19 protein-coding genes are annotated in these 23147 nt (G+C 45.9%); 6 read left to right on the forward strand and 13 right to left on the reverse strand.

The window, feature by feature from the left end:
• Positions 1 to 214: 214 nt before the first annotated feature.
• The 6 genes from strainIA91_RS10170 to uvrC all read right to left on the reverse strand — a co-directional run bounded on the left by strainIA91_RS10170 (position 215) and on the right by uvrC (position 9118).
• Entirely contained in the window at positions 215 to 2269 is a 2055-nt protein-coding gene (locus tag strainIA91_RS10170) for a beta-N-acetylhexosaminidase (RefSeq protein ID WP_400166669.1), read from the reverse strand.
• Between the two features lie 101 nt (positions 2270 to 2370).
• The gene (locus strainIA91_RS10175) at positions 2371 to 2751 is read right to left on the reverse strand and encodes a response regulator (protein WP_400166670.1); all 381 of its coding nucleotides are present in this window, start codon (positions 2749 to 2751) and stop codon (positions 2371 to 2373) included.
• A 93-nt stretch (positions 2752 to 2844) separates the two neighbouring features.
• Entirely contained in the window at positions 2845 to 4515 is a 1671-nt protein-coding gene (locus tag strainIA91_RS10180) for a formate--tetrahydrofolate ligase (RefSeq protein WP_400166671.1), read from the reverse strand.
• Between the two features lie 76 nt (positions 4516 to 4591).
• The gene (locus tag strainIA91_RS10185; protein WP_400166672.1) at positions 4592 to 5251 is read right to left on the reverse strand and encodes a fumarylacetoacetate hydrolase family protein; all 660 of its coding nucleotides are present in this window, start codon (positions 5249 to 5251) and stop codon (positions 4592 to 4594) included.
• Positions 5252 to 5270: 19 nt separating this feature from the next.
• Entirely contained in the window at positions 5271 to 7271 is a 2001-nt protein-coding gene (locus strainIA91_RS10190; RefSeq protein ID WP_400166673.1) for an AIR synthase-related protein, read from the reverse strand.
• On the reverse strand, positions 7268 to 9118 hold the full coding sequence (gene uvrC / locus strainIA91_RS10195; protein WP_400166674.1) for an excinuclease ABC subunit UvrC: 1851 nt from the start codon (positions 9116 to 9118) through the stop codon (positions 7268 to 7270). Before uvrC ends, strainIA91_RS10190 begins: the two co-directional genes overlap by 4 nt.
• Before the next feature lie 497 nt (positions 9119 to 9615).
• Between uvrC and strainIA91_RS10200 the strand changes: the two genes are divergently transcribed.
• A complete protein-coding gene (locus strainIA91_RS10200) occupies positions 9616 to 10086 on the forward strand; it encodes a methylglyoxal synthase (RefSeq protein ID WP_400166675.1) in 471 nt (156 codons plus the stop codon).
• A 70-nt stretch (positions 10087 to 10156) separates the two neighbouring features.
• Positions 10157 to 10636, forward strand: coding sequence for a flavodoxin family protein (locus strainIA91_RS10205; RefSeq protein ID WP_400166676.1), 480 nt, complete (start codon positions 10157 to 10159; stop codon positions 10634 to 10636).
• Between the two features lie 109 nt (positions 10637 to 10745).
• Here strainIA91_RS10205 and strainIA91_RS10210 read toward each other — a convergent pair whose 3' ends face one another.
• Positions 10746 to 11213 (reverse strand): DUF2147 domain-containing protein, encoded by a 468-nt coding sequence (locus strainIA91_RS10210; RefSeq protein WP_400166677.1) that lies wholly within the window; start codon positions 11211 to 11213, stop codon positions 10746 to 10748.
• A 166-nt stretch (positions 11214 to 11379) separates the two neighbouring features.
• Here strainIA91_RS10210 and clpB point away from each other — a divergent pair, with 166 nt between their 5' ends.
• Positions 11380 to 13962, forward strand: coding sequence for an ATP-dependent chaperone ClpB (gene clpB, locus strainIA91_RS10215; RefSeq protein ID WP_400166678.1), 2583 nt, complete (start codon positions 11380 to 11382; stop codon positions 13960 to 13962).
• Positions 13963 to 14210: 248 nt separating this feature from the next.
• Here clpB and strainIA91_RS10220 read toward each other — a convergent pair whose 3' ends face one another.
• Positions 14211 to 14981 carry an acyl-[acyl-carrier-protein] thioesterase gene (locus tag strainIA91_RS10220; RefSeq protein WP_400166679.1) on the reverse strand — a complete coding sequence of 257 codons (771 nt, stop codon included), beginning with the start codon at positions 14979 to 14981 and terminating at the stop codon, positions 14211 to 14213.
• A 129-nt stretch (positions 14982 to 15110) separates the two neighbouring features.
• Between strainIA91_RS10220 and strainIA91_RS10225 the strand changes: the two genes are divergently transcribed.
• The 3 genes from strainIA91_RS10225 to strainIA91_RS10235 all read left to right on the forward strand — a co-directional run bounded on the left by strainIA91_RS10225 (position 15111) and on the right by strainIA91_RS10235 (position 17648).
• Entirely contained in the window at positions 15111 to 15449 is a 339-nt protein-coding gene (locus tag strainIA91_RS10225; RefSeq protein WP_400166680.1) for a NifB/NifX family molybdenum-iron cluster-binding protein, read from the forward strand.
• A gap of 10 nt (positions 15450 to 15459) precedes the next feature.
• A complete protein-coding gene (locus strainIA91_RS10230; RefSeq protein WP_400166681.1) occupies positions 15460 to 16818 on the forward strand; it encodes an FAD-dependent oxidoreductase in 1359 nt (452 codons plus the stop codon).
• 113 nt (positions 16819 to 16931) lie between these two features.
• Positions 16932 to 17648: a type II CAAX prenyl endopeptidase Rce1 family protein gene (locus tag strainIA91_RS10235; RefSeq protein WP_400166682.1), complete on the forward strand. Its 717-nt coding sequence runs from the start codon at positions 16932 to 16934 to the stop codon at positions 17646 to 17648.
• Here strainIA91_RS10235 and strainIA91_RS10240 read toward each other — a convergent pair.
• From strainIA91_RS10240 to strainIA91_RS10260, 5 genes are all read right to left on the reverse strand, one after another.
• Complete coding sequence (locus tag strainIA91_RS10240; protein ID WP_400166683.1) at positions 17631 to 18782, reverse strand: phosphodiester glycosidase family protein; 1152 nt, start codon at positions 18780 to 18782, stop codon at positions 17631 to 17633. The two genes, strainIA91_RS10235 and strainIA91_RS10240, sit on opposite strands and share 18 nt — an antisense overlap.
• 187 nt (positions 18783 to 18969) lie before the next feature.
• Positions 18970 to 20763 carry an NADH-dependent [FeFe] hydrogenase, group A6 gene (locus strainIA91_RS10245; RefSeq protein WP_400166684.1) on the reverse strand — a complete coding sequence of 598 codons (1794 nt, stop codon included), beginning with the start codon at positions 20761 to 20763 and terminating at the stop codon, positions 18970 to 18972.
• Between the two features lie 14 nt (positions 20764 to 20777).
• Positions 20778 to 21968 (reverse strand): NADH-ubiquinone oxidoreductase-F iron-sulfur binding region domain-containing protein, encoded by a 1191-nt coding sequence (locus strainIA91_RS10250; protein ID WP_400166685.1) that lies wholly within the window; start codon positions 21966 to 21968, stop codon positions 20778 to 20780.
• 10 nt (positions 21969 to 21978) lie between these two features.
• Positions 21979 to 22437, reverse strand: coding sequence for an NADH-quinone oxidoreductase subunit NuoE (nuoE, locus tag strainIA91_RS10255; protein WP_400166686.1), 459 nt, complete (start codon positions 22435 to 22437; stop codon positions 21979 to 21981).
• A gap of 147 nt (positions 22438 to 22584) precedes the next feature.
• Entirely contained in the window at positions 22585 to 23133 is a 549-nt protein-coding gene (locus tag strainIA91_RS10260; protein WP_400166687.1) for an HPP family protein, read from the reverse strand.
• Positions 23134 to 23147: the final 14 nt, after the last annotated feature.

Consider the following 23147-nt stretch of genomic DNA (forward strand, 5'->3'; position numbering starts at 1 on the left):
TATCCCCGGGGGTTCTTTCATATAGATATCTTCCTATATAGAAACATAAAAATTTACCAACACTTCTTACCCGGTTTCAATCCCCAGAAATCACCTTATGGCGCCACGGACCTCTATACGACTAAACTTCCGCCACATTTACGTCTGAATGTCAGAAACTCTCAACATCTCAACAACGTCTCAACATATAAACGTCTAAACAACATCTCAACGTCTAAACGTTTACAACCAACTGTATCAACGCATCCAAATGCTGCAGTGTCAATTCGCCACGGGGAACTTTCATTTTTTCCAGTTCCTGAACATATTGATCAATATCTTTTGAAGACAGGCCGAACCAGCTGTCTTTTTTCTCCAGGACTTTGAGGCCGATCCGGGCAGAGCGGGAGAGATCCTCACTCAGTCCACGAATTTCCCATAAAATTGGGTTTTCGTCAATCACAGGAGCCAGTTTTTTATGGTTTTCAGCCCATCGATAAAGCATATAGCGAATTTGATTTTCTTTTTCTTTGGAAGGTTCCTTTAAATAATCCTCTACGAGATAGCGGAATTTCCGGGCATCCGGAGCATCGCTCCAGGCTGCATCCACCAGACGTGTCAAAGGGGCATGCTGCACATATTTTTTGCGCTCCACCGCCCGGTGACGGCTATAGTGCTCCAAAGGCTCCACCGTACCGGTCAATATATGCAATGCTGCAATATCCCGCTGACCGGCCAATCGCCTCAGCATCATATCCCGGTTCTTCAGATGATCCAGTCCTAACTCTTCCAGGCGAAGGCTGGTTTTTTCCAACCTCCGGTACATATCCTCCACATCGCGAATATGAGCCGGAGACCAAAACCGTTCGGCAATTGCGGCGGTCCGTGGCCAGATACGGAGTCCGGTCAGTTCCCCGGTGACAAACTCCGCCCAGCTTGCTGCCTCTCCACCCAAAATATTCCGGGCTGCCAAAGAATCCGTTACATACTCTGGCCTGACAGGATCCATCAGGTAGTGATATTCGGCTGTCCGGAAATGATCAATATAATAACCATTGGAAACAATTCCTTTGAATCCGTTTAACAGAGCTTCTTCCATCTCTTTCATCCGGGGCCACCAAAAATGGATCAGGACATCCTGTGGCATTTCCGGATCATAGATTTCCCCCCATCCCACCATAATCCGCTCGTGTTTCCTTACGATATCGTGAACCCGTTTTACAAAGTAAGACTGGAGTTCATGGGTTGTTTCAAAGCCCATGGAATCCATAAATGCCACAATATCCGGATTTTCTTTCCACCATTTCCCGTTATTTTCATCCCCCCCGATATGAAAATAGGGATCGGGGAAAAGGGTCGTCATTTCAGCAATAAACGTATCCAGAAAAGCATACGTAAATTCACTGGCAGGATTCATGCCCGGATCCTTCACTCCCCAGCTTCTTTCAATCGTATAGCTTGTATCCTTACTGGACAGTTCCGGATACCCGACAAACCAGGCAGTTGAATGGCTGGGCATATCAAACTCAGGCACCACCCGAATTCCCCGTTCAGCAGCATAATCCACAATCTCGCGAATCTGGCATTGTGTGAAGTAAAAACCATCGGACCCTTTTTGATGGAGAAGCGGATAGGCTTTGGATTCCACCCGAAACCCCTGGTCTTCTGAAAGATGGAGGTGGAGGACATTCATTTTCATCGCCGCCATGGCATCGATATTCTGTAGAATCACATGGAGGGGCTGGAAATGGCGGCATACATCAATCATGAGTCCGCGCCAGGGAAATCGAGGTTCATCTTCGATAATTACTGCAGGAAAGAAATATCCTTCATCACCCGATTCCAACAATTGCAACCAGGTTTCAAGTCCATGCATTAACCCCAACTCTGTTTCCGCTTCAATAATCATTTCCCGGGAACTTACCCGAAGTCGATAGGATTCATCCTCCCCCAGTTTCAATTCACCGGGTCTGTAACACATGAGTTCAAGTCCGGCTTCAGGGGACTGATTGATGCCTGTAATATAATCCTGATCAAAAAAGAGCCCGGTCCGCCCGCTTAGTCTCCGTAATGCACGGGTTGCCGCCTTAAAAGTGCGATCTCCGGCTTCACCTGCCACATTGATGCGAAAAGTATCATCCAGACGATATGTCCCGCTTTCCCAAAGTATCTCTTTCGGAACCGGCATCAATGTGTGTTCTCTTTCCAACGTCTGCATCCCGGTTAGACTGCTGGCCCATAAAAGAATGAATAAAAATAAAACTACACGCATGTTTTTACAGTGTATCATGGAAAATCTCCTTAAGCTGATAAAAAATCACTGGAATAAAATATCAATGTTTCACCTGACTTACAACCTGGGATTCCAATCAAAAATGATAGACTGAGAATTTATGACATGAGATATGAGTTCAACATCTCAAAAAGGCGGTTTTCCTTGATAGGTTTTTCAATCACATCCTGAAAAAGGTCTTCAGGGCCTTCCAATTCTGATTTATCGGATATAAAAGCTGTTTGTAAAATCATGATCAGGTCCGGGCGAAAAGTCCTGATTTGTTCTGCAGCCCGGTAACCATTCAGGCCGGGCATTTTCACATCCATCAGGACCAGATCAATTTCCGGATGGTTCCGGCAGAGTTCCACTGCCTGATCCCCGTCTTCGGCCTCCAGAATCCTGTATTTTTTATCCTTCAGGATTTCCGCCAGATACATTCTGTTGATGGCTTCATCTTCTGCAATGAGAATTGTTTTGGGCGTTTTATTGTTTTTCATATTTTTTTAAATATTTTATTAAAAAGAAAGTAAAAGGAATTCCTCATTCCGGCAATGGGAATTAAATGAATGTGACCCGTTTAACACATCCAATCAGAACAGATTTTCAATATCCCCTTTATCGTCAACCGTAATTTTCTTTGCTGCCGGTGCTTTGGGAAGACCGGGCATGCGCATAATATCCCCGGTAATGGGAATCACAAATCCTGCTCCGGAAGCGATGAGAATTTCCCGGACCGTCACCAGAAAATTTTCCGGACGTCCCAGGAGTTTTGGATTGTCCGACAAGGATTTCTGGGTCTTGGCAATACATACAGGCAATTCGTGATAACCATACTGGTTGATTTTTTTCAAATCCTTTTTGGCAGTAGATGTGTAATCAATGGCTTTTGCGCCATAGATCTCTGTCGCAACGGTCTTGATTTTATCTTCAATTGAATCTTTCCAGTCGTAGAGAGAATGCATCTGGCACCGCTTATCATCTACAAGCCGTTTAACCTCCTCTGCCAGTTCGAGTCCGCCCTCTCCACCTTTGGACCAAAAATCCACGATAGACGCATCAAAACCATGCTTCCGGGCGTAGGATTCGACTATTTCCAGTTCTTCTTCGGTATCAGTCGCAAAACGGTTAATGGCTACAACCGATTCCATTCCGAATTTTTTTATATTCTCAAGATGTTTGCCAAGGTTTGGAAGTCCTTTTTTCAAGGCTTCCACATTGGGTGCATTCAGATCTGAAAGTTTGGCACCGCCATGATGTTTCAAGGCACGAACGGTTGCCACAAGAACGACAGCTGATGTACACATAGGTCCGTTGGGACACACAATATCGAAGAATTTTTCTGCACCCAGGTCAAAACCAAAGCCCGCTTCCGTCACAACATAATCCGCCATACGAAGTGCTGCTTTGGTTGCTATGATACTATTGGCACCCTGAGCAATATTGGCAAAAGGTCCGCCATGGACAAGAGCCGGTGTGTTTTCTGTTGTCTGGACAAGATTCGGTTTCAGGGCATCTTTCAATAAGGCAGCGATGGCGCCTTCATATCCCAGTTCCTTTTCCAGTACCGGTTTTCCGTCGTAGGTAAAACCGATGGTTATATTCCCTATTCGTTCTTTCAGTTCGGCCAGATCTTTGGACAGACATAGAATTGCCATGATTTCGGAAGCAGGTGTAATATCGAAGCCATCCTCCCGGGGAATTCCCTGGGTCCGCCCCCCCAATCCGATGACAACATGTCTCAATGCCCGGTCATTCACATCCAGGACCCTTTTCCAGGTGACTCTCCTGGGATCGATTTGCAGGTCATTGCCGGCATGAATATGATTGTCAATCAGAGCTGCAAGGGTGTTATTGGCTGCCGTCACGGCATGAAAATCCCCTGTAAAGTGAAGATTGATCTCTTCCATGGGAAGCACCTGGGAATATCCCCCGCCGGCGGCACCGCCCTTAATACCAAAGACCGGTCCCAGGCTGGGTTCCCGGATGGCCACCATGGCTTTTTCACCGATTTTATTCAACGCCTGGGAGAGTCCGATTGACACTGTTGTTTTTCCTTCACCTGCCGGTGTAGGTGTGATGGCAGAAACCAGAATCAGTTTTCCTTCCGGGCGGTCTTGAAGTTTATCCAGGGCTTGATACGAAATTTTGGCCTTGTATTTGCCATATAGTTCCAGATCCTCTTCTTCAAGTCCCAAAGACCTGCCAATATCCTTGATGGGTTTTAAACCTACTTTTTTTGCAATATCAATATCCGACAACATAGAGCCTCCCGGTAATATTTTCATGAACTATTAATGATAAGATGTTTTGATTCCCGGGGGGTTACGGCATCGTTTCTTACAGGATCAGGAATTCTTCAGAGATCTCATCTTCCAATTCAATCAGGAGCCGGTCTCCTGAGGAAACCGGACCCACACCGGAAGGTGTCCCGGTGAAAATGAGATCCCCCGGCAAAAGGGTCATAATGGTACTGATATGGGCTAAAATTTCCGGAATTTTATAGATCATGTCAGCGGTATTACCGTTTTGCCTCAAAATCCCATTCTGAAAAATCCGGAAATGAAGATTATCCAGACGGGGAAAATGAAGGACAGAGACAAAATGTGATATCAGAGCAGACTGATCAAAACACTTGGCTTCGGTCCAGTCCCGGCCATCTTTCCGGGCATCATTCAAAACATCTCTGGCGGTAAGATCCACACCCACTCCAACTCCGGCAATAAGACCGGAAGCTTCAGATTCATCAATATTCCGGCCTTCGGCTCCAATCAACAGGGTTACTTCTACTTCATACTCCACCAAATTGGAATAAAAGGGGAGTTCTGCAGGTCCGGGGCTGTGGACAATTGCCTGAGAAGGTTTCATGAAAATAACGGGATGAAGATGGACATCCTGGTAATTCGCTTCGATAAAGCGGTCCCGGTAATTGTGCCCAACCCCTAAAATTTTAGGGACATGAAAGGCTTTTTCCACAGGCTGAAGAATGGCATGTGTCACGACAGAATCTCCGTCAGGATCAGGATTGGTTCATCAGTTTTCGTAATTCCTCCAGATCCAATTCAAACAAATCATTGAAAGAAATTTTACCATGGTCACGGACTCTTCCGACGGTTGTGCAAGCGACTCCGAAATCATTGGCAATCCGTTCCATATCCATCAGTTTGTGTTCTTCCAGTGTAATAAGAACCGTTGACGTACTTTCTCCAAAAAGCAGGGCATCATCGCGCATTTTTCGCATGGTATAAATATCACAACCCATGATTTTTACAGAGTTCAGGAGGCTACTTTTCACCAGTGCGACAGCTAATCCCCCTTTTTCCATATCCAGGGCAGATTTCAGGATCTTTTCCCGGGCTGCCTGCATCAGGGCCATATTCAAATGGGATGTAAAATCCCCGTCTGCCGGTACAAGCCGTCCGTCATCTATTCCGTGGACAAAGCGGACATACTCGGAAGATTCCAGTTCTCCCCGGAAACTTCCCAGGATACAGATAAAATCTCCATCAGTCTGAAAACCAGGCTTTACACACTGTGATCCTGTTTCCAGTACACCGGCAGCTGCTACTATCGGAGAATCTTTTGTAAAAGGATTGTACCATTCTATGTGTTCACCCAGGACAGGAATTTTTAATGCCTTTGCAGCACCAGCCACACCTCTGACGGCATCGAGAAATCGGAAATATTCACTGCTTTTTTCCGGATTCCCTTCCATAAAGGAGACGGAGACTCCCAGCACTTCTGCTCCCTGGCATGCAATCTGCCGACTTGCCCTGACCACGGCATTGTAGGCTGCCACATGTGCATCCCGCTCGTGGTGATAATCCTGAATCGTCATACTCAGCGTTAGCATTTTACGGCTTCCTTTCAGTCTCAGAAAAGGCTGTTCACTGGTGGAGCAGACGGTATTTCCCCTGATTGTTGAATCCACATTTGCAGGAGAGGAGTGATAAAAATGAATCCGTGGTGACGTGAGCAGCGTTTTCAGCACAACGCCATAATCCTCTGGTTCAGGGATATGCTCATCCTTACGGGTCCGCTTGTTCTTGACTTCCAATACCCGTTCAGATTCATTATGATTGACCGGTTCACCGCTGTAATGGAGAAGATGGTCAAAGGGAATCACCACCACATCTTCCCGGTTGTCCACTACCGTGAGTTTCCCGTCATCGGTAGAACGCCCCAGGGGAATACTTTCTGCATCATAACTGGACAAAATCTCACGGACTTCCCGCTCAAAGGTACGTCGGAAACAAATGATAAACCCTTCAGGGTTTCTGCCCAGGAGCATTTCTTCAGGTTCTTCATCCCAGGATTCAGTATCCAAATGGATTCCACGACGCCCTTCCCCCATCATATTCACCAGTGTGCAAAGTAATCCCGCACGTTGGACAGGGCTTGCTGCCAAAAGCCAGGGATGAGGCGAAAGTGCCACCATCATTTCATTCAGGCGGATGGCACGAATTCTTTCTTCCTGTTCGCTGGCAGAACGGCCGGTGTGAATCCACCAGATTTCAGCTCCGGAGGTCTGAAGGATTGTTGACGGGAATTTTTTATTTCTTAACAGAGCAAGCGAAGCCACGTTTAGTGTTGGATTTTTTCGGGAAATGCCTGACTTCCAGACCTTGAGGATAGGTGTACCGGCAGCGTATGCAGAAAGAGCCAAAGGTTGCAATGCCTTTTCCACATGCTTATCATCTCCTCCATGGGCAAACACTGCAGCTCCGATACTCCTGGCCCCTAACCCGGCAAAAGAGCATTCCGATTCGCGCATGTCTGGTGTCACCTGAAACAACATTTGATAATTATCCCCCAATTCCAGCATCTTTGGATGTTCTTTCACTGCCCGTGAGCTATCTGACGGCAGTTCGGACAAAAGGGCCCGGGAGTACTTCCCGCTGCATTCTTCCTGCCAAAGGCGTGTATATATGCTCATCTCAAGGGGGCGGGGTTCGCGGTTTAAAAGAGATTGAACCCTTTCGAGTTCTTCCTTTGTGTACGGTTGTTTTTTTGAAATCACACTTTACCTCTCTTCTCTGCATTCATAGGAGAATGCCGGCGTATATAAGCTATCATATCCGACACCAAAGTTACGGATATGCCTGTTTTTTCCGCAATTTCCTTTTCCTCATCCTGCATCATTTCATGGACTGACGGATACACACTGAAAATTTTTGCCTTCCGTTTGGGGCCGATGCCTGGAATGTCGTCCAGAACACTTTTAATCATTGCATCATCCCGGCGTTTCCGGTGAAACGTAATGGCAAAACGATGGGCTTCATCCCGTATACGCCGTAACAGATAGAGTGCCGGAGATGTTTTGGGAATATTTTGAGGATTGGCATAGCCGGGAATAAAAACATCTTCGAGCCGTTTGGCAAGACCAATGACCGGCAAATGATGCAATCCCAGTTTATCAAGGACCTGTTTTGCGGCATTGAGTTGACCCTTGCCGCCATCTATCAGGACCAGGTCCGGCAGTTTTCCTTTTTCTTCCAGTTTCCGGGAATAATGACGCTGAATTACCTGGGACATGGCAGCAAAATCATCCGGATGATCCAGATCGCGGATCATAAATTTCCGGTAATCGGATTTACGGGGCCGGCCATTTTCAAAAACCACACAGGATGCCACAATATGCATCCCCTGAATATTTGAAATATCAAACCCTTCTATCAGCATAGGAGGTGCCACCAGATTCAGGGCTTCCTGAAGGGCCTGTACCATTTTCCCCGGCTGCAAATCCCGTTTCATCCGATGTAACATGAGGTCTTTCAGCATCATATCGGCATTTTTCCGGGCTAATGTCAGTAATCTGGCTTTATCTCCACGCTCCGGTGTGATCATGTAAATCCGTTTGCCCGCCTGAGCCGTGAGAAAATCCTCAAAAAGTTCTTTTTCATCCTCCAGCTCACAGAATACTTCCCGGGGAATGAATGGGGTTTCCGTATAATATGAGCGAAGAAATTCTTTTAAAAGTTCATTCCGCGTCCGGTTTCCTGTTTGCTGAAGGGTAAAGGTCTCCCGGGCAATAATTCGTCCTTCCCGGACCCGAAAAAGGACTACCATAGCTGTCTCTTCAGAAACTGATATCCCAATAACATCCCGGTCCTCGAAATCTGTGTGGACCACATTTTGACGGGGAAGGGATTTCCGGATCACCTGGATTTGATCACGGTAACGTGCCGCCCTTTCAAAAGCCTGTCTTTTTGCGGCATCCTGCATCCGTTCAGCCAGCACATTCAAGGTTTCTTCTGTATGTCCTTCAATAAAACGGATCACCTGTTCCACCATAATATTGTATTCATTTTCTGAAATAAGTCCCTGACACGGACCTTCACAATTATGCAGATGATATTCCAGACAGAGGGGAATTTTCTTTGCCTGAATTGTATCCTCATCCAGTTTATATCTGCAGGTCCTCAGGGGAAAAGTACGGTGCAGGATATGGAGCAATTTCCTTACATGACGGACATCCGTATAGGGACCGTAATAACGGGACCCGTCTTTTTCCACCGTTCGGGTAATAAAAATACGTGGGAAAGGTTCGTTCGTAATGCGGATAAAGGGGAAAGATTTATCATCTTTCAGCCGGACATTATAACGAGGAGTATATTCTTTGATGAGATTATTTTCCATGAGGAGAGCTTCTGTTTCAGTGTCAGTGATAATCCATTCCACATCCCGTACATGTGATATCATAACACCTGTCTTGGGATCCGATGGTTCACCCCGGAAATAAGAAAGAACACGATTTTTTAATAAGCGGGCCTTCCCTACATAAATAATCTCATTTTTTTCATCACGGAACAGATAAACCCCAGGTTTCCGGGGAACTTGTTCCAATTTCTTTTTTAAGGTATCCATCTGTTTAAGATAGCATAAAGGCTTATAGATTGAAAGAGCTTTTACGTTTATACGTTCAGACGTTTAGACGAGATTTAGCAGTTTAGATGTTCAATAGTTCATGAGGTCAGTCTGCATGGAGAGAATCCGGGAAACAAGGGTTTGTAAATTTTAATGTTTCTATATAGGAAGATATTTATGTGTATGAACCCCCGGGGATAAAATAATCCGGTTTGCTTCTAAATGCAAGATTATACTATTTTTAATATATTGGTCCGTCGCATGAATTCTCTTCCTCATTCCTTTTTATACGGATGTCCTCTATCTCCTTCTCTCGATCTTGTCTTCACATTCTCGCCCCATTGCACTCTCATTTCTCCGGACTAAAGCACGGGGCTTTTTACACCCTCGACTCATCTCTCCCTCATGCCCTCTTCCCCCTACTTTATCCATCATTCAAAAATCCATTCCCCTCAAACTAAAAGGGGGTTAATTTATCCTATAAAATTGGAAGTATTATGAAAACACATAAAAACATTGCTCTTGTGGCACATGATAACCGGAAAAAGGACCTGATGGAATGGGTCCGGTGGAATGTGGAAACCCTGATCCCCCACCATTTAATTTGTACAGGAACCACGGGCCGGCTCATCGAGGAGACGATTCATGAACAACTGCTAAAAACCGGTAAAGAAACGACTATCCACATATCAAAGCTTAAATCAGGGCCATTGGGGGGTGATCAACAAATGGGTGCTTTCATTGCCGATGGCAAGGTAGATTTTATGATATTTTTTTGGGACCCCATGATGCCCCAGCCCCACGATGTGGATGTAAAAGCCCTTCTTCGTATCGCCGTCCTTTATAACATTCCAACAGCCTGTAACCGTTCAACCGCGGATTTCATGATCAGTTCACCGCTCATGAATGAAGCATACGAAAGAACGATAAAAGATTTTTCAGATTATTTAAACAGAGACATTTCATAGATTTTTGAAACACAGAGAGTTATTGAAGCGTACACAAAATTGACATGAAAGAAGAAAGGATTCGGGAAACATGAAAATACTGATTGTCTACGATTCATTTTTTGGAAATACGGAACAGATAGCCCTGGCCATTGGAAAAGGTTTTGAAGGGATGGGAGAGGTCCAGGTAAAGCGGCCAGGGAATGTCGAGGAAAAAGATTATAAGGGAATTGACTTTCTGTTTGTCGGATCCCCCACCCGAAAATTCACAGCGACAAAAGCCATTAAAATGTTTATTAAAAACATCCCCTCAAAAAGTCTTCAGGGCGTAAAAACAGCCGCTTTTGATACACGAATTGATGTTAAGAAAATCAATAACCGTCTCCTGAATACATTTGTCAGTTTTTTTGGATACGCTGCAGAGCCCCTGAGTGAGCGGCTGAAAAAAAAGGGCGGCAAGATAGTTCTCCCCCCGGAAGGTTTTTATGTACTCGATTCGGAGGGGCCTCTCCAGGAAGGAGAATATGAGAGGGCAATAGAGTGGGCCAAAGGAGCGTTTCAGGAATCATAATTCTTACAGATGCCAGCAGGATAAGAGAACTCCTATAGTTTTATATTTACATATTTAAAAAAGCCTGCACATAAGGCAGGCTTTCAAGAATTGATTTCTGCTTACGGATTTATTCGCCGGCAGGTGTCCATACCGTTGATCGACCGACGAGTCCCCACTTATCCAGGGATCCTTTTACATTCAGGTTTCCCTCTTCATCAAGCCACATATTGCAATTGTAGGTCTTGCCGCTTTCCGGATCATAGATACGGCCCTTTTCCCATTTTTCATCCTTTTCATCATAGGAAAATCCCCATACAATCTCAAGACCCAGGATAGGACGAAGACGAAGTTTATCATCAGGATTGTTCCTGTCATATTTGGTTTTGCCGGCATCCGGATCATCGGCAGGGTAGACTTCATCCTCCAGCCAGACAATTTTTCCCCGGTATTCATCTTTGTCACGAATAATCTCTACCTTGGAATCATTTCCTTCCGTGTACCACAATCCTACCACATCATCACCCGACGCAGCATACAGTGGCAAAGCCAGAGTCATTAAAAAAAGAACCAAAGATGCACATACGATTTTTTTCATTATTCCCTCCTGTTACAGGTTATGTATTGTAATATACGGAGACCTAACAGCATAATAAAACTGCCATAATGGCGCACTTTCATCGTCTAAATTGTCAACATGACAGAAGTTTTGCCTTTGGCACTTTATTTGTCCCTTATTTATGTAAAAAGAAAGGAGTGAAAGGATGAATTTTGATAAATATACAGAAAAAAGCAGAGAAGCGATTCAACAGTACCAGTTTGTTGCTGAAGAATACGGACAGGAAGAAATGCTTCCGGTCCATCTGCTGTATGCATTACTGACACAGGAGGATGGACTGATCCCCCGGCTGATTCAACTGAGTGATGTGTCTTTGGAGGGTTTCATCCAAAAAACAGAGTCACACATCCGTCAACTCCCCCGTCTGGGAAAAGTTACCCAGGGACGGCTAGGCCGTGAGATGGTGCTGGTCTTAAGAGAGGCAGAAAAAATTTCTGTCCGCATGAAAGACGAGTATGTAAGTGTGGAACACCTCTTTTTAGCCCTCTTGGATCAGGAAAGTCTTTCCGGATTATTTACGGAATTAGGTCTGGACAAGGACATCTTTTTGTCCGTCCTTCAAAAAGTTCGAGGTGGACAGACAGTCCGGGATGAGAATCCTGAATCAAAATATGAAGCCCTGGAACGGTTTGGTGTGGATTTAACCCAGAGGGCCCGTGAGGGAAAACTGGATCCTGTCATCGGCAGGGATGAAGAAATCCGCCGGGCGATACAGGTCCTGGCACGTCGCACAAAAAACAATCCGGTATTAATCGGTGAACCCGGTGTGGGAAAAACGGCCATTGTTGAAGGATTGGCACAGCGGATAGTCAATGCGGACGTTCCGGAATCCCTGAAAAACAAACGTATTATCATGCTGGATATTTCATCGATCCTGGCAGGAGCAAAATACCGGGGAGAATTTGAAGACCGGTTCAAGGCGGTCTTGAAGGAAGTGGAGAAATCAAATGGACAAATTATTTTGTTTATCGACGAATTGCATCTTATTGTTGGAGCCGGGAATGCTGAGGGTGCCGTAGATGCCGGCAACATGTTGAAACCGGCTTTGGCCCGGGGGGTGTTGCACTGTGTTGGGGCTACCACCCTGAATGAATATCAGAAACACATCGAAAAGGATTCTGCTCTGGAGCGTCGGTTCCAGAAAATTTATGTAGGTGAACCTTCTGTGGAAGATACCGTCTCCATTCTCCGGGGGATCAAGGATAAATATGACATCCACCACGGAGTAAGGATAACCGATGCAGCCCTGGTGGCCGCAGCACGGCTTTCAGACCGCTATATTTCTGACCGATTTCTTCCGGATAAGGCCATTGATCTGGTAGACGAAGCAGCTTCCCGCCTGAGAGTGGAAATCGACAGCATGCCCGAAGAACTGGATGAACTGGAGCGTCGCCGTGTTCAGCTTGAGATAGAAAAACAAGCCCTGAAAAAAGAAAAAGATGCCCGTTCAGCCGAACGGTTAAAAAAATTGGATCAGGAACTGGCTGATCTTAAAGGGAAGCTGGAAAACCTGAAAGACAAGTGGATGACCGAGAAATCACTAATTCAGGGCATCCAGCATCTGAAAGGCAGTATCGACAAACTGAAAGCAGAGGAAGCAGACGCTGAACGTCGGGGAGACTATGAAAAAGTGGCTCAGATCCGCTATGGAGCCCTGGTGGAAATGCAGGAAAAACTGGACAAAGAAAAGGGGAAACTGGAAAAACTCCATGGCGAATCCCCCCTGTTAAAAGAAGAAGTCGGTGAGGAAGATATCGCAGAAGTGGTTAGCCGCTGGACAGGAATTCCAGTGAACCGAATGCTGCAATCGGAAAATGAACGACTTTTAACTTTGGAAGGACACCTGCATGAACGGGTTGTAGGACAGGATCAGGCACTGGAAGCTGTGTCGAATGCCATCCGCAGAAGCCGGAGCGGACTTGCAGATGAAAACCGGCCTATCGGGTCATTCCTCTTTCTGGGTCCCACCGGTGTGGGAAAAACAGAACTTTCCCGTGCCCTGGCCAATTTTCTCTTTGATGACGAAAATGCCATGGTAAGGCTGGATATGTCCGAATTTATGGAACGGCACTCTGTGTCCCGGCTGATTGGTGCACCTCCTGGATACATAGGATATGAAGAAGGTGGAAAACTGACAGAAAGTATCCGCCGCAGACCCTATTCAGTGATCCTTTTGGATGAAATTGAAAAAGCCCATCCGGATGTCTTCAATATTCTGCTCCAGATACTGGATGACGGTCGATTGACTGACGGAAAGGGAAGAACAGTGGACTTTCGCAACACCCTGATCATTATGACCTCGAACCTTGGATCAGATCTGGGCAGGGAGGTCTTTGAAAAAGGGAGTTCGTATGATACCCTTGATCCCCGTTTACGAGACCGGATACGGCAGCATTTCAAGCCGGAATTTATTAACCGGATTGATGAAATAATGACATTTCATGCTTTAACACGTGAGCAATTAAAAGAGATTGTGGATATCCAGTTTAATAGAGTACAGAACCGACTCAGTCTGCAAAACATTCACGTTGAACTGGATGAGAGTGCCCGGGATTATCTGGCCGAAAAGGGATATGATCCGGATTTCGGTGCCCGTCCACTCAAACGCCTGATCCAGCGGGAAGTTGAAAACCGGCTTGCCCAGGATCTTTTGGAAGGCAAGATTATCCCCGGAAAAGAATATGTGTTAAAAATGAAAGATGGGGAATTACACCTTGATACCCGGTAACCGGCCCCTCGATACAAGTGCCTGTAGCGATCAAACCCCTTTTTGTGGTATTCAATAACCGCTATGCGGCTTTCAAACGCTGCTCGAGCAGCGTTTTCAGAAGTTAGCGTCGCTTCGCTCCTGATAGTTGGTTCATGGGTCCATGGGTTCATGGGCTCATGGGTTCAGGGGTTCATGGGTTCATGGTTCCGACTTTCGACTTTCGACTTTCGACTGATGACTGACGACTGCCGACTGCCCACAACCATTTAAACATACAAAAGAAATGCCCTGAAAGACGCTTTACCTGTCCGCTGTTCAATCCCCTCAACAATGAATGCATTATCCTGCCCGGCATCGGCTTTGAACAGATCGATTTTATCATCCCAGAAGACTTCTCTCAGGTAGTTGATTTCCAGTTGTATTAATGTATGTTCTTCAAGAAAATCCCGGGAAAAGACATCCATAATCCAATCTGCATACCGGGTGTTGTTGACATGCAAATTCAAATCGATATCACTGTATCCCACCTGTTTCCGGTACACCAGCATCGGATATTCGGATTCAGGAATCTTTCGGGGAACTTTGTTTAAAGCGTGTTTCCCACGGTTTTCAGGCATTTTGAGGGGGAATTTTTCTGCCGGTTGCAGTCGCTTCTGTTTAAAATCCAGCATCACCCATGATGAAGTGGCACGAACCAGACAATGACCTTCTGCGTCATTCATGAGAAAATCTCGGATGAAAACAAAATCATCCTTTGTCCCAGGGGATTTTTTACCACGATTCTCAGGAACCTTGGGCCAGGTAAGCACTTCTACTTCCTCATCATAAACAGGTATCCGTTCAATTTCGATATGAAAGCGGGTCACCACCCAGAAAAGTCCCAGTTTTTTCATATCCTCATAGCCCACTCCCAAAAGCAGGGCGTGTGTGACAGCCACATCCTGAAAATGCTGAAGCAATGCAGAAGCTTTTAATCGAAGCCGATAGTCTGTTTCATGACTTTTGATACGTGTCTTTTGAGAATACGATTCCTTCATAAAGCCCTCCTGTAAGGGGTAAATATACAATGAAATCTTTGGAACTTCCCTGTAAAGAAACTTGGAAATATCATGCTTTTCATTTAATTTTATGAACATTTGTTCATTACAACAAAAGAAAGGAGTTGAATGAAACGCATTGCCATCCCTCTGAATGGTTCCAAATTGTCACCTCATTTTGGGCATTGTGAATTTTTCGGGATATATGAGGTTGAAGCAGGAGAAATCAGAGATATAAAACATCTTGCTCCCCCTGCTCATCAGCCCGGTGTATATCCCCGTTGGCTGGCATCCCTGCAGGTCACAGATATTATTGCCGGAGGCATGGGGCAAAAAGCCCGGGACCTTTTTGAATCCAACGGTATCAGCACCCATATCGGTGTTCCGGACTGGCAACCGGAAGAACTTGCTAAAGCTTTGGGCGAAGGCATTTTACCCACAGGTGAAAATACCTGTACACATACTTAAAAGGAGATTTATGATGGAAAAAACAGATGTATTGGTTATTGGTGGAAGCGCTGCGGGAGTCGTGGCAGCGGCAACCGGGAAATTTTTTCATCCTGATAAGGATGTCCTCATGGTCCGAAAGGAAAAAACGGCCATGATCCCCTGCGGTATTCCTTACATTTTCAGCACTGTCGGCAGCACAGAAAAAAACATTTTCCCTCCTGCCATGGCAGAAAAAGCCGGTGTTCGCATTAAATATGATGAGGTATTGAGTATCAATAAGGATGAAAAAACTGCAGTCACAGCTGATGGTACCAATATCCGGTATGAAAAACTTATAATTGCCACGGGATCACTCCCCAAGAAACCCCGAAGTTTGCCTGGTGTGGATTTAGAAGGAGTTTTTACCATTCCCAAGAATAAAGAATATCTTGACAGCATCCAGCAATACCTGAAAGATAAAAAGAAAGTGATTGTTGTCGGGGGTGGATTTATTGGTGTGGAAGTCTCTGATGAACTGAATAAAGCCGGTTTGGAAGTGACCCTTGTAGAAATCCTGCCAAATATTCTGAACCTGGCGTTTGACAAAGAGCTGGCTGTCCGGGCAGAAGAGCTCCTGAAAGAACGTGGCATTAAAGTTGTTACAGGTACGGGTGTAAAAGAAATGATCGGTCAGGGTCAAAAAGTCACAGGGGTTCAACTGACAAACGGAACCTCATTAGATACAGATGCAGTTATTCTTTCTGTCGGTTATGCCCCCAATACATCCCTGGCAAAAGAAGCCGGGCTCAAGCTCAATGATTGTGGATTTATCGTTGTTGACGAATATATGCGCACACCCACACCCGATATCATGGCTGTCGGAGATTGCGCAGAAAAAAGAGACTACATCACACGTAAAACCACCGGTGTCATGCTTGCATCCACTGCCTGTGCCGAGGGACGGATTGCCGGTATGAATCTTTACAAACTGTCGGCGCTGAAGACATTCAGTGGAACTATTGCCATATATTCCACAGCCTTGGATAATCATGGTTTCGGAACGGCCGGGTTGACTGAGGCTCAGGCAATCGCTGAAGGATTTGATGTGGTTTCCGGGACCTTTGAGGCACCGGACCGCCATCCCGGATGTCTGCCGGGAATGCACAATCAGCTTGTGAAACTCATTGTTGCCAAAGATTCCGGGGTTGTGATCGGCGGAGAAGTCATCGGAGGTTCCAGTACCGGTGAACTGACCAATATTCTGGGTTTTATCATCCAAAATAAGATGAATCTGAATGCTGTTCTGACGGCTCAAATCGGCACCCAGCCCATGCTTACCGCTTCTCCAGCCGTCTATCCACTGACCAAGGCGGCCGAAAATGCCATGAAAAAGATCATGAACCTGTAAAAACCTATACAGATCCTGAAGGCGTTGAATATATTCAGCGCCTTTTTTTATTCCCTTGATTTTTTTTAGGATGATTATTGCGTAACTTTAAAAAAGTTGATCCGGGAGTTCTTATGGAAAAATTCATCCGTTCTGTGAATGTTGGAAAATCAATTGTCTATTTCGGCATCTTTGGGATTCTTTTGTGGATTCTAACCTGGTATGGCATCCCTCTGTTACAAAATTACAGTGGATTGGAAGCTGTTTATTGTTGGTTTATACTGGGTGGTTGCGGTGTGTTTCTTCCCATGCTTATCACGGTCATTATCAAAACACGGCGTGATGGTTTTAAAGATTCAGCCCATGAATTTTATAACCGCCTTCGGTTGACGGATTTCCGAACCGGGGATTTATTGTGGATCGTTTTGGGTATCCTTGTTTCAGCTGCCGGGATGGGACTGATATTAAAAGGGATGTCCTGGATTGGCCTCCCTCTCACTCTTGAGCCACCCTTCCTGAATTTTTCAGGTTTCCCGGAAGGAAAAGAATGGCACCTTGTTTTTTGGATTCCTTTTTTTCTATTAAATATCTTTGGCGAAGAATTTCTTTGGCGGGGGTATCTTTTACCACGTCAGGTGACAGCTTTCGGTAAATCAGGCTGGATACTGAATGCCGGACTCTGGTTCTTTTTCCATGCTGCTTTTGGCTTTGATCTCATGATCCTGCTTTTACCCATTCTCATAATCGTGCCCTGGTTCACCTATATGCGAAAAAACACATGGGTGGGTATAGGAATACACGGCATCATCAACGGGCTGGCATTTATCGCCCTGTCACTGAACTGGATCTGAACCACGGGTGACAACCAGCAAGGCGTTGGTTACAGAACGTTCCCCTGTGGCATCAGACGGTTTATTTACAACTTTTCCCTGAACCATCATGGTGGTGGATCCTCCTCCGTCCAGGTTCAATGCCTGATAGGCTCCAAGCTTTTTCAAATAATCCGCCAGCTCATCCAAGGACATCCCCACACTATGCCGGGGTTGGCGTCCGTCCACTGCCATCAGATACAAGGTGTCTTTCGTTTTATCAAAAGCAACAGCCGTCCGGGGATGACGGGTTGTCCGAAATTCTTCATATAAATTCTCTTCCATATGTTCAATGGAAATTTCACCATCCCGGATGATACGGGGGATTCCTCCTACCAGGGTGTAAACAGGATCTTTCACAGGTGGAAGACCGAGCATTAGATTCAAGGTATCTCCTTCTTCAATATGCCTGTCGGCAAACCGCTTGGCCTTTCCATGCGCCGATAATACCATTCCATCCTCCGGGATGACAGTGGGTTTCTGCAATGGCCCCAACAGACCTGATTTTTCAGTCACCACAACCTGAAACCAATCATTAACGGCATATCCGTCAAGACATCGGGCAGACATCTCGGTCCCCCACCGGTTTGCCGGAGATTCGGAGCCCACATAGGGTGTAAACAAGACCAGATAATCTTTATTCCTTGCCCTGTTAATGTGACTGATTTTATAACGGATATTGTCCGGGGTTAAGAGAAAGGCATCCAGATCTACAAGATGAATAAACGGTTCTTTGTCATTCGTTAAACCAAAAACAGACCGGTTTGTTGGATTTTTGATCAATTCTCCCTGAATCACCTGAGCACCGACAGGCATACCGTCACCCTGAAAAAAATCAGCATTCACAGCCGCCACAACATTTCCCTGGAATCGGGAAACCATGGAGGATGTCTTTTCCAGGGCCCGAAGCTGATTGCCGGCTTTTATCGTTTCCACGGATATTGCAGGATTTGAAAGGCATACCGTCACCACGTGGATATCCCAGGGGATGGACTCCTTACGGTCATGATAGTACCAAACACCTGGAGCGATAAGTTCACCTTTGGGTGTCCCGAACAGACAGGTGGCAAAAACAGAAAGGCTTAAAACAAGGAGAAAATATTTTTTTAAAGACATTGTGATTGCTCCAATGATTTCCATGAATATACGAAGAGGATCAGAAAAAATAAAAGCGGAACCCTTTACATTCTCTTGGAAAAATTTCGGATTCCATAGCACAAAGGAACGTCAAAAAAAATGTCCGGATAGTGAACGAGGGCCGGTTGCCCGGCCCTCGTTCTGGGGTTGGGGGATGGGAAAATATTTAGTTCTTTTCTCTTTTTACGTATGAAGTATGTAAAAGTTCATGAGATTTATGACCTAAGGGTTCTTTCAGAAAATCTTCATAGATCTCAATGATTTCAGGGTTATCATGAGATTTCCGGTATTGCATTTTCTCATCTTCATCATAGATGGCGTTTGCCCGTTTCGTCCGGATTTCATCGGTCGTGGGAATGGGTTGTCCTCCACCGCCGATACAACCGCCGGGGCAGGCCATAATTTCGATGAAGTGGTAGGGAGATTCACCGCTTTCCAGTTGTTTCATGATTTTCCGGGCATTAGCCAGCCCATGACCAATGGCGACTTTCAGCTCAACCCCTTCCAGGAACTTATATTTTTCAAGAGTCCCTTCTATTTTCAGGGTAGCTTCTTTCACGCCACTCAGGCCGCGAACCGGTTTGATATTCAGGTTTTCGAACGGAATTTCCCGTCCGGTAATGAGTTCATACGCGGTACGTAGTGCTGCTTCCATCACACCGCCGGTTGCACCAAAAATTGCACCGGCTCCTGTGGATTTCCCCAGAATGGAATCATAATCCCCTTCTTCAAGCTTCGTAAAATCAATACCTGCCTGACGGATCATGAGTCCCAGTTCACGGGTAGTCAACACATAATCCACATCTCTGAGGCCGCTGGCCATCATCTCGGGCCGGGCTGCTTCAAATTTCTTGGCTGTACAGGGCATAATGGATACAACCACCATATCTTTCGGATCCACACCGATTTTTTCAGCATAGTAGGTTTTTGCCAGGGGACCGAACATCTGCTGGGGTGATTTACACGTGGAAAGATGGTCCAGATGGTTGCTGAATTCATGTTCGATATATTTGATCCAGCCGGGTGAACAGGACGTGATCATGGGCAAAGCCACATCTTCTTTATCCCGAACCGCTTTGGTCAGCCGATGGAGCAATTCATTTCCTTCTTCAATAATTGTCAAATCGGCTGTGAAATCCGTATCCAGCACACTATCAAAACCAAGACGACGTAAAGCTGTCACCAGTCGTTTGGTCACACGCTGTCCAGGCTCAAGTCCCACTTCTTCACCTATAGAGACCCGGATCGCCGGTGCAGTTTGGACAACGACATGCTTGGTGGGATCATAAATAGCATCCCAAACATCTTCCACATAATTCCGTTCCGTAAGGGCCCCTGTGGGACAATGGGTCACACACTGGCCGCAATTGGTACACACCACATAGGCCAGGGCTTTATCCCAGAAAGTGGTAATACGCATATCCGCCCCTTTATGGGCAACACAGAGGGCACTGACAGACTGAAGTTCGGTACAGGCTCTGACACAGCGTTGACAACGGATACATTTACTGTCATCTTTCTGAATCGCCGGCGATGAAATATCCACCTGATCCTCTTTATGAAGATCAATAAAAACGCCCTGATCGATCCGGTATTCATTGGCCAGGGCCTGCAATTCACAATTCCCGTTACGGTAACAACGCAGGCAGTCTCCCCGGTGTTCACTCAGCAATAATTCTATGACGTGCTTCCGGGCTGTCCGGACCAGGCGGCTGTTGGTATAAATTTCCATCCCGTCAGACGCCGGTGTGGCACAGGATGCCTGCAGAGTCCGTGACCCTTTAACTTCCACCATACAGACCCGGCAGTTCCCTGCAACACAGAGATCTTCATGGTGACAAAGTGTTGGAATGTGCACACCCAGCAATTTTGCTGCATCCAGGATCGTGGTGTTCTCCGGTACGGTTACCGGGGTCCCATCGATGGTTACAGAAATCATTTTTTGTTTATTTTCACTCATGGATTCCTCCGGGATTAATAGATAATTTCTTCACGAAAATTTTCGACAATCGAAATAAAAGGATTGGCGACACTCTGACCAAGCCCGCATTTCGACGCGACCCGCATGGATTTAGCCAGTTTAACCAGGTCATCCAGATAGGTGGCAGGACGCTTTTTATGCTTGATCGCCTGGATTCCTTTCACCAATTGCTGGCATCCTACACGGCAGGGAGTGCACTGACCACAGGATTCTTCCTGCATGAATTCCATGTAATTCATCAGAATATGATACATGGAACGGGTACTGTTGAAAAGCATCATGGATCCACCGGTGGGGACTCCTTCAAAGCCGATAATCGTCTCTTTAAACTTCTTCCGGGGGACACAAAAACCGGAAGCACCTCCAACCTGAACAGCCTTGGTATCTCCGTCTCCGAACAGATCCACAAATTCCTGAATGGTCATGCCCAGTTCAAGTTCGTAAATCCCTTCCACATCGGCATCACCGGATACGGAAAATACCTTGGATCCTGCGGAGATTTCCGTCCCGAAGGTCTTGAATTTTCCCCCTTCATTCAGGACAATCATCGTACAATAAACCAGGGTTTCCACATTGTTAATCACGGTGGGCTTGCCCAAATATCCTTTTTCCACTGGATAAGGCGGTTTGTTCCGGGCTTCTCCCCGGTACCCTTCCATGGATTCAATCAGGGCTGTTTCCTCGCCACAGATGTAGGCACCGCTACCGCTCCGAAGCTTCAGAGTAAAATTGAGTCCCAGCTTATTCATCTCATCATTAAAGGCATTCATCTTTGTTGTCAGCAATGGGACCAGATAATTGTATTCGCCCCGTAAATAGACATACCCTTCAGGGGCTCCGATGACCTTGGCGCAAATTGCCATTCCGGCAAAAACCTTGTCGGCCTGCTCTTCCAGGATTTTCCGGTCTTTGAATGTCCCCGGTTCTCCTTCATCGGCATTACAAATCACATACTTCATGTCACTTTTCTGATCTGCCGCCAGTTTCCACTTCAGGTAGGTGGGAAAACCGGCACCACCCCGGCCTTTCAGACCGGATTCTTTGATATATTCCAAAATCTTGCTGTTTTCCAGCTTCATGACCTTTCCCAAAAGTCCCAGCGAGTCAATCTTCTCAAAAATCAGATTAACCCGCTCCTGATGGGCATTGATCCTGGCCAGTTTTTCTTCACGTGTCATGACCATGGTCGTCTCCTTACATGTATTCATCTAAAGCCTGAACGGCTTTTTCAGGGGTTAACTCTGTATACACCTTGTCGTTGATCAGCATAGCAGGTCCTTTGTGGCACCAGCCGATGCAGTTTGCTTCCAGAAGACTGAATTTACGGTCTGGTGTTGTTTCACCCATCTTGATGCCCAGGGCGTCTTCCAAAGCAGAGACAATCGAATCTTTACCCTTCATGAAACAGGTAATGGTTTTACAAATTCGAATAATGTTCTTCCCTTTGGGCTGCATATCCATAAAGGAATAAAATGTCGCCACCCCATATACATCGGCCGATGAGAGATCCATCTCCGTGGCAATCTCGCGCAACTGATCTTCAGACAGGTAATTGTGCTCTTTCCGTACCATCTGAAGAATAGGCAGAAGGTTCTCACGGCCCTTGCCGTATTTCCTGACGGCTTTCCGGACAATGTTTTCCGATCCTTGCATGAATCCATCCCTTTCTTCACTTCAATTTTATGTGTTTAATACTTGAGAATTATCAGCACAAGAATGTATTATTCCCTCAATAATTACCCAAGAAATAATCCTTTTTTTCTCGATTAAAAACCTTAAATCGTGATTTTTTTCTCGTTTTTACCGGGGATTTTGAGAACGATTCTCATGTTTGCGGGTGGATTCTCTCCCCGAGGTGTCGAAACCGGAAAAATCCAGGAGTAAATGCTTGCTGAAATGGTGAGCTATGGAGAGGATCACGGCACTCCCCAGGACAGCGATGGTAACTTCCCATTGAAATCCTGTCAGAGCAACACCCAGGGCGACACTGGCTGCCGGCGGATGTTTCGCGTCAGTGGCCAGCATGAAAAAGATAGTACATCCCACCGACATGGAATACACCAAGGCTAATAATATGACATTATGAACTGGAATCAGACCAAAGAGCGATCCAAAAACAAGCCCGGCAACATAACTTGGCAATACCGCTCTGGCCATGGCAGACTTTGCATGGGGCATGGCATATACAATGAAGGATGTGGCACCAATAGAAGCAATCACAACCATGTCCCGCGATGTTAAAAGCAAAAGGATGATAAAAAGAACGGATACAGATAAAAGAGTTTGCAACAAATAATATTTCCAGTAAGTCCGCAGACTTCGGCTTATATAGTATATGCGATTTTTCATCGTGGCCATCATTC

The organism is Candidatus Neomarinimicrobiota bacterium (assembly GCA_041154365.1).
GTDB lineage: Bacteria > Fidelibacterota > Fidelibacteria > Fidelibacterales > Fidelibacteraceae > Fidelibacter > Fidelibacter multiformis.